Here is an 8,092-nt window from a genome sequence, read left to right on the forward strand (position 1 = left end):
AGTGGCAACACAGAATTACACAGCAGCTACTAGATATTACTAGTAATTTAAATAATGTCACTTTTCAAAAATATAAAAAAGAGGAAACTGAAATACAAAAAATTCTATTGTTAGAGTTGCTTTTTTACATGGCAAATAGTGACTATTACTCTCGAGTATTAATTAGAAGTATGAAAGGTTGGTTATTAAGTTTAAAACTTTCTGAAAAATTACCTAAGAAAAATGTGAATAAAATTGTAGAAAAAATCCCTGATGCAAAAAGACTATTACAGAAATTATCCTTATGTATAGCAAAAAACTCTAAGGATGTAGAAGCTATTGGCACATTTGTCAGTGCATGGGAATTTTTAAAATATAAGCAAAGCTTTGACGAAATTATTGTCACTCCAACAGATAGACCCAATAGAGTTGAAGGTATCAATATTGTTTGCGACAAGAAAAAAAATAGCGAAAAAGAATTGGTTTTCACTAATATTCACTCTCGTTATGGACATAGTAAACTTTCTGCATTTAGTACAGCAGCAAGTAATAGGGGAATTAGAAATCTTTACCAAGGAGATGACAATTGGCAGAAACAAATAGGAAAAAGCAGTATTAATATACGCCAACTGATTCCTATTGATAGTGAAAATGTTATTGTTTTAGCTGATAGCTGCGTTGGTATAGCAAATAAATACCTGAAAGCTATAGACTGGCAAATCGATATAAAAGATATAACTTTGTGGTCTATGACTTATTATCCTGATTACAATCAAGACCAAGATGGCTTATTAGCCATAGGCGGAGAATGGCATAAAAATTTAGATGCTATTTTCACATATCGGTTTGATAATAAAAACCATGCTCATAAAAAGTTTCACCGTGTTAATAATAAATTATACTTGCCATCTAATTGGAGTAGTCGTACCCGCTTTAGTCAACTGCAATGGGATGAAAAAGGTAACTTATGGGCTGTTACAGGCGACAGAGGCGAATTATTTTGTTGGGAAAATGCGCTTGCACATATACAAGATATTAACTCTGGTTCTATTACAGCAAAACACTTGGCCTCTTGTGGACATACTCAACACGCGCTTGTAGTGACAGAAAACCATGTGTTAACTGGCGGTGATACAGGCGTATTGCGGGCATTTAACCATAGTGGTCAATTATTGTGGGCAAATGTTTATGAAAGCTCTATTCGAGCGATTACAAGTACTTTATTAAATTCCGAGTCAGACCAGAAACTTTGTGCTGCTTTTGCAACTGTAACGGAAAATGGGCAATTAATTTTATGTAATGAAAATGGCATTCAACAGGGCTATTTCCGGACTTCTGGACATCACCATGTGAATAATATGGTGAGCAAAATTGTGGGAGCAAGTAAGACCCAACATCATCTAATTGGTATGTACTCAGGAGAAACCCGACTGGTTGAAGAAGTACCTCAAAATTGGCATCCGAGAGATTACCTAAATGTTGAACTGTACAAACCATGGGAAGATATTACATCTTCGATTCAAAAAGTAGCAGAAAATAAAAAGCTATGCCAGCAATGGTGTGGTCTTGATGATATTGAAATAGCAATTAAAGAACCTTATCGCGCAATATGGGCTGCACGGCAGCTAATAGAAAAATATCGAGATTATACCAATGTTATTAAACTGCTGAAGAATGAAAGGATAAAACAACGCTTTGACCCTGTTGTTAAAGAATTACAAATAGGTTTGCTAGGTTTATTGGGAGAGTCGCTAAAAGAATTACCAGATGAATTTCATAAGGATATAATTGAATTATGTCGTGCTTCTCGATACTATGGTTTTACAAAATTTATTTTAAGAGTTCCAAAATTAGATAGCAATAATAATAAACAAATGGAATTATTGGGAACATTATCCAATATTGCTCATAAAAAAATATTAACTGGTGATGTCAGTGTTACTGCTGCCATATTACAACGTTTACGACTACAAGAAAAGTCAGGTAAGCCTGAGGACGATTTACAATATTTATTGTATAGAGCTATTCGAGAAATTAAAGTTTTTGAGCGTCAAGTACATATTGGTTATATAGAAAGCCTTTTTGCATTATTATTTAAACAAGCAGATTTAGATAAAAAAGGTATTTTAGGTGTATTTTTTCAAATAGAACACAAATACCCTAGATTAATTAAACTATTTAAAAAACGCAAAGAAACGGTTAATAAATTTGTTACTTGGTTAAATCTCTATAGCCAAACTTTATTTAATGAGCCTGATTTTCTATTATGGGTAAACTTAGCTCCTGAACTACTAAAACATCAGGTAAACAAACAAGTCATAAAAAATATATTAAAAGACCCGAAAATTGGCAGAGAAGCGGATAGAAAGCTATTACAATCCTACCTCAATTTATTTCCTAATAGTAATATCTGTGGTACACATTTAGATAAAGATTGGTCTCAGTACTTAGAGTTAGTTAAAGCTCTCCGTACAGGCTCTAGTCAAATAAATAATCATACTATATCTAGTGAAGATGCTGCTCAATGGTTCGAAACACATGAAAATTTATTGAACAAAGATAAAATTCAGCCTCTTTTAAGAAGTTTTGAAAAGTTATTATTTAATGAATGGTTATCTGAATTAACACAGCTTCGACATGTACTTGTATTGCCAAAGCCATATTCTCTTATACATGAGCAAAGTACTATATCCCTGTCCAATGAATTCAAAGAGGTTTTTCAACGTTTTTTCCAAGTTATGTATGAAATAGGTTATGAGCAAGACGGTATCTTTTGTCAAGCACATCATGTCTTAGGATGTAGTGGTTATTTAGAACCCGTTGTTTCATTGCGTGGACACCAACATTCAAAGCAAGTGAAAACGCATCAAGAAAGCTTATTAGCTGAACTCAAGATATTTGCAACAGATGAGAAATTACCAAATGATGCCGACCTTGTATACAAACAATGTGAGAAAAAACCTTTCTTAATTATACCCTTGCTTGGTATCAATCCTTTATGGAATGAATCAAATAATTATCTATTTAATCAAGCTGATATACCACGAGATAAATATCTTGCCACATTTGTGTTTATTTTTTCTAGCACTAAAGATATTTTAGAAGAACAGCCCGATAGTCGGAAGACATTACTCACGATTTTACGTCAAATCAATCAATATATAACAATTGAACGTACTAAAAATCAAAACAAACAATATGAGATTTTAAGCCGATTAGAACATCATTACTTTCATAATAATCATTATGATGAGCAGGGCTTATTTTTGGCAGCTAAGGACTTAACGAGTGCTTCAGGTGGTTTGTTAGCAATGGAAAATACTGCAACAAATTGGCTAGATGTCCGCATTAGTAGAGGAACTGAAAATACATATTTGACCCATACTCAATTTGATACAAGAGATAACCAAAACCCAGTTACTCGTTGTTGGTCAGATTCTAAATTATTGTCTATCCCAAAACTGGCTCAGAACAATTTATATAAAAAATTCTATCAACTTATAGATATAGATGAAGATAATCTAGAGCCTAATACCACTAACATAAAAAAATGGTTAGACAAAAGTGTAGATGGCTCTATGTTGATAGCACCTATATTTAAGGGTTCAACCAATAATAAACTAGTAAAAGTTGGGATTTTATTGTTAAGCAGCCATAAACCCAAGTTTTTTACTACAGAAAAAGTAGCAATTGTAGAACAGTTACTACAAAAAATTCACTGGGTATTAGAAACAATTAAGCTAAGAGAGCAACAAGAATATATGCAAGGTTTATTTTTGCACGAAATTCGCTCTGTAGTTATACCCATAGCCCAAAATGTAGATTTCATGTCAAAATCACCTCAAGATAAAATGCCTGAACAACTAATGAATGTAAAACGTTATGCAGATAAAGCCAAAGATTTAGTAGAGAATTATTTAAGTATTACAGGCTCTTTTGTTGATAAAAACAGTACATTTAAAGATACCTATCGAACCATTAGCCGTTTTTTAGATTTAAATAAAACCAGAATAGAGTTGAGTCAGCAAAAGGTCACGATTAAAACACCAAATCATAAATTATGGCATGATGCTCACTTAGTGGGCATAAAATCAGTTTATGAACGAGTCGTTAGAGTATTGTTAGATAATGCTTTAAAATATGGTGGCAACCATGCTGATATTAATATTACTGTCAATAAAGTAGGCAAAATGTGGCAACTCACTATTACCAATCCGGGGTATATGACCAAAGAAGAAAATCAGCTCAAATTTGAGGCATTTAAATTTTCATTGGATAGGGAGCCAAATAAAGCTCCAACAGGTACACATCTGGGGTTAGCCGCAAGTAAAAGAGTAGTAGAAGCTTATGACGGTCAACTTTTAGTTGAGAATTATAGTGAATATGGTGAAAAGCGAGTAATAGCGACGTTGCTTTGGCCGCTTGCGCTAGAATCAGAACAAGGAGAACATCATGAGTGATATTAGGGGTAAAAAAATCTTAATTGCCGAAGATCGAATAGAAACAGTTCAATATTTAATAGATGCTCTAAAAGCTGAAGATGCTGTAGTAAAATATGTTCAGAATTTAACAGATGCTTATACTCACCTCAATAAAAATCAGGTGGATTTAGCTTTAATAGATTTAAATATTCCACCAATTCCAGATGAACTGAAGGAATATGTACAAAAACTTAAAATCAGAGGCAATACGCTCAACCAAGGGCAAACACTAGGTGTATGGTTAGATGAAAAAAAGCCAAATATTAAGTACGCTTACCTAACAGCTTTTCCGATTGCACTTGATACAAGAACGGTCAAGTCTCAAAAAAATATTACAATATTAGACAAGTTTAGTGATGACCTAGCTTATGATATTAAAGGATTATTATCTTCCAAATAACCAAACACAAAAAAACCCCAACGCGATAAAGCCATCGGGGTTTTAGAACTTCTTAAGAAATAACTAATAAATCAAATCTTAGAATTGTTCTTCTTCAGTAGAACCTGTTAATGCAGTAACAGAAGACGCGCCACCTTGAATAACAGTTGTTACGTCATCAAAATAACCTGCGCCAACTTCTTGTTGGTGAGATACGAAAGTGTAACCTTTATCACGTGCAGCAAATTCTGGTTCTTGAACCATTTCTGTGTAGTGTTTCATGCCTTCGCCACGCGCATAGTTATATGCAAAATCAAACGTGTTGTACCACATTGAGTGGATACCCGCCAAAGTGATGAACTGGTATTTATAACCTAATGCTGACAAATCTTCTTGGAAAGATGCGATTTGGCTGTCAGATAAGTTTTTCTTCCAGTTGAAAGAAGGTGAGCAGTTATAAGACAATAATTGCCCAGGACATGCTGCATGTACCGCTTGTGCGAATTCGCGTGCGAAACCAATATCAGGCGTACCTGTTTCACACCAAACTAAATCAGCGTAAGGCGCGTAAGCCACACCACGACTGATCGCTTGCTCTAAACCATTTTTAACATTGTAGAAACCTTCAGCAGTACGTTCACCTGTGCAGAATGGTTTGTCGTTAGGATCAAAATCAGAAGTCAATAAGTTAGCTGCTTCTGCATCAGTACGCGCTAAAATGAGAGTAGGCACGCCCATTACGTCAGACGCTAAACGTGCAGCGATTAATTTTTGAATTGCTTCTTGAGTAGGAACTAATACTTTACCACCCATGTGACCACATTTTTTCACAGCCGCTAATTGATCTTCAAAGTGAACGCCAGCAGCACCCGCAGTAATCATGTTTTTCATCAATTCATAAGCGTTTAAAACACCGCCGAAACCAGCTTCTGCGTCAGCAACGATAGGTAAGAAATAATCAATAAATTCTTTGTCATCAGGGTTAACGCCTTTACCCCATTGGATTTCGTCAGCACGTTTGAACGTGTTATTGATACGACGTACCATAGTAGGTACAGAATCGTAAGCATATAAAGATTGGTCAGGATACATTGTTTCTGAAGTGTTACCATCAGCCGCAACTTGCCAACCTGATAAGTAAACTGCTTCTAAACCCGCTTTAGCTTGTTGCATCGCTTGACCAGCAGTGATTGCACCGAAAGCATTCACATAGCCTTTTTTAGCTGTGCCGTTGACTTTTCCCCAAAGTTTGTCCGCACCATTTTTCGCGTACGTATATTCAGGTTGTACAGAACCGCGTAAACGCACCACATCTTCAGCAGTGTAACCACGTTTTACATTTGCCCAACGAGGATTTTCTGCCCATTCTTTTTCTAATGCTGCGATTGCTTCTTGTCTGCTGCTCATCGGCGTATCTTCCTGTCTCTCGGTTAAAAGTTAAAGTTAAGATTGTTATTTAAAGTTTATAAAAATCGACTACTCGCCACTAATTAAAAGGAGCACAGCCCTTGGTTGAAAAAGTTTACACTCTCTCTAAGGGTTGTGGACTGTACATCCTTGAAATGAGGAAATCAAAATCTAAGCAATGTGCTCGTAAGCCACTGAAGTTAAGAATTCAGCAAACTCATCTTGCGTACTGATTTGTTCCATTAACTTAGCCGCTAAGCCATACTGACTACCTGCATAAGCTTCGTCACCCATACCAGCGCGAATCTTATCTAATTCTTCACCAATCACTTGTTGAACTAATTCTACAGTCACGTTACGACCATCGTTCAACACACCTGCGGGATAATGCACCCACTGCCACAATTGTGCACGGGCAATTTCTGCTGTCGCTGCATCTTCCATCAAATTATTGATAGGCACACAACCATTACCGCTTAACCATGACGCCATATAATGCAATGCAGCACTGACGTTATTACGTAAACCACCTTCAGTGATTTCGCCATCAGTCGGCATATCAGGGGCTTCCACCAAATCAGCCGCGGTGATATTCACATCTTCACGCAACTTATCTTTTTGGTTTGGCTGAGGCATATGCTTGTCAAAGATTTCCATCGCAACAGGCACTAAACCCGGATGCGCAACCCAAGTACCATCATGACCATTCATCGCTTCGCGTTCTTTATCGGCACGCACTTTAGTCAATGCGGCTTCATTCGCTACTGGGTCAGATTTAATCGGGATTTGTGCAGCCATACCACCCATTGCATGAGCACCACGACGGTGACAAGTCTTAATCACTAACAATGAATACGCATTTAAGAAGCCTTTATCCATTGTGACTTGACTACGGTCAGGTAATACATAAGCAGGATTTTTATGGAAACGCTTGATATAACTGAAAATATAATCCCAACGTCCGCAGTTTAAGCCAACGCAGTGATCTTTCAATTCGTACAAGAATTCATCAATTTCGAATGATGCCAAAATGGTTTCAATCAAAATAGTGGCTTTAATCGTACCGCGTTTTAAACCTAATTCGTCTTGTGCGAAATTAAAAATGTCGTTCCATAAACGCACTTCTAAATGGCTTTCCATTTTTGGTAAATAGAAATAAGGGCCAGAACCTTTCGCAAGCAAGTTTTTCGCATTATGGAATAAGTACAAGCCGAAATCTAAGAATGCACCTGGAATCGGTTGACCGTCTAATAACACATGTTTTTCAGGTAAATGCCAACCACGAGGACGGACTAATAATGTCGCGATTTGCTCATTTAACTTGTATTGTTTGCCTTCTGGGCTGGTGTAGTCAATCGTGCGGTTAATCGCATCACGCAAGTTGATTTGACCTTCAATCATCAATTCCCACGTGGGGCTACTTGCATCTTCAAAGTCAGCCATGAATACTTTCGCGCCTGAGTTCAACGCATTGATAATCATCTTACGCTCAACAGGGCCTGTGATTTCAACACGACGATTTTGTAAGTCTGCTGGTGTTTCTGCGACCTTCCAATCACTTTCACGCACGGATTTAGTTTCAGGCAAGAAGTCAGGCATAACACCTGCGTCAAGCTGCTTTTGGCGTTCCACTCGACGTGCTAATAATTCATCGCGACGTGCGGTAAATTTGCGGGCAATTGCTTCCACAAAACTTAACGCTTCATCGGTCAAAATCTCTTTGTATTCAGGTTTCAACTCAGCACGTATGTCCAGAGATATTGCCATGCTCGCTCCCTCAAGTTCTGCTATTAGTTATGATAATAATATTTATAAGTTCTGTTTACGTTGCGGTGCAGCAAATATA

The 8,092-nt window shown here is 36.7% G+C and carries 4 protein-coding genes; 2 read left to right on the top strand and 2 right to left on the bottom strand.

Annotated features, from left to right (window positions below; translation table 11 throughout):
* The first annotated feature begins 128 nt into the window (after nucleotides 1-128).
* Together ABXH34_RS16240 and ABXH34_RS16245 are read left to right on the top strand one after the other, a co-directional pair.
* On the top strand, nucleotides 129-4,439 hold the full coding sequence (locus tag ABXH34_RS16240; RefSeq protein ID WP_353572935.1) for a sensor histidine kinase: 4,311 nt from the start codon (nucleotides 129-131) through the stop codon (nucleotides 4,437-4,439).
* A complete protein-coding gene (locus ABXH34_RS16245; protein WP_353572936.1) occupies nucleotides 4,432-4,860 on the top strand; it encodes a response regulator transcription factor in 429 nt (142 codons plus the stop codon). The genes ABXH34_RS16240 and ABXH34_RS16245 overlap by 8 nt, the downstream gene beginning before the upstream one ends.
* A gap of 78 nt (nucleotides 4,861-4,938) precedes the next feature.
* On the opposite strand, the gene aceA is transcribed toward ABXH34_RS16245, so the two are convergent.
* Nucleotides 4,939-6,246, bottom strand: a complete 1,308-nt coding sequence (aceA, locus tag ABXH34_RS16250; protein ID WP_353572937.1) for an isocitrate lyase — start codon at nucleotides 6,244-6,246, stop codon at nucleotides 4,939-4,941.
* Nucleotides 6,247-6,417: 171 nt separating this feature from the next.
* On the bottom strand, nucleotides 6,418-8,013 hold the full coding sequence (aceB, locus tag ABXH34_RS16255; RefSeq protein ID WP_353572938.1) for a malate synthase A: 1,596 nt from the start codon (nucleotides 8,011-8,013) through the stop codon (nucleotides 6,418-6,420).
* Between the last annotated feature and the right edge of the window lie 79 nt (nucleotides 8,014-8,092).

It is taken from the genome of Candidatus Albibeggiatoa sp. nov. BB20 (assembly GCA_016744725.1).
GTDB lineage: Bacteria > Pseudomonadota > Gammaproteobacteria > Beggiatoales > Beggiatoaceae > Albibeggiatoa.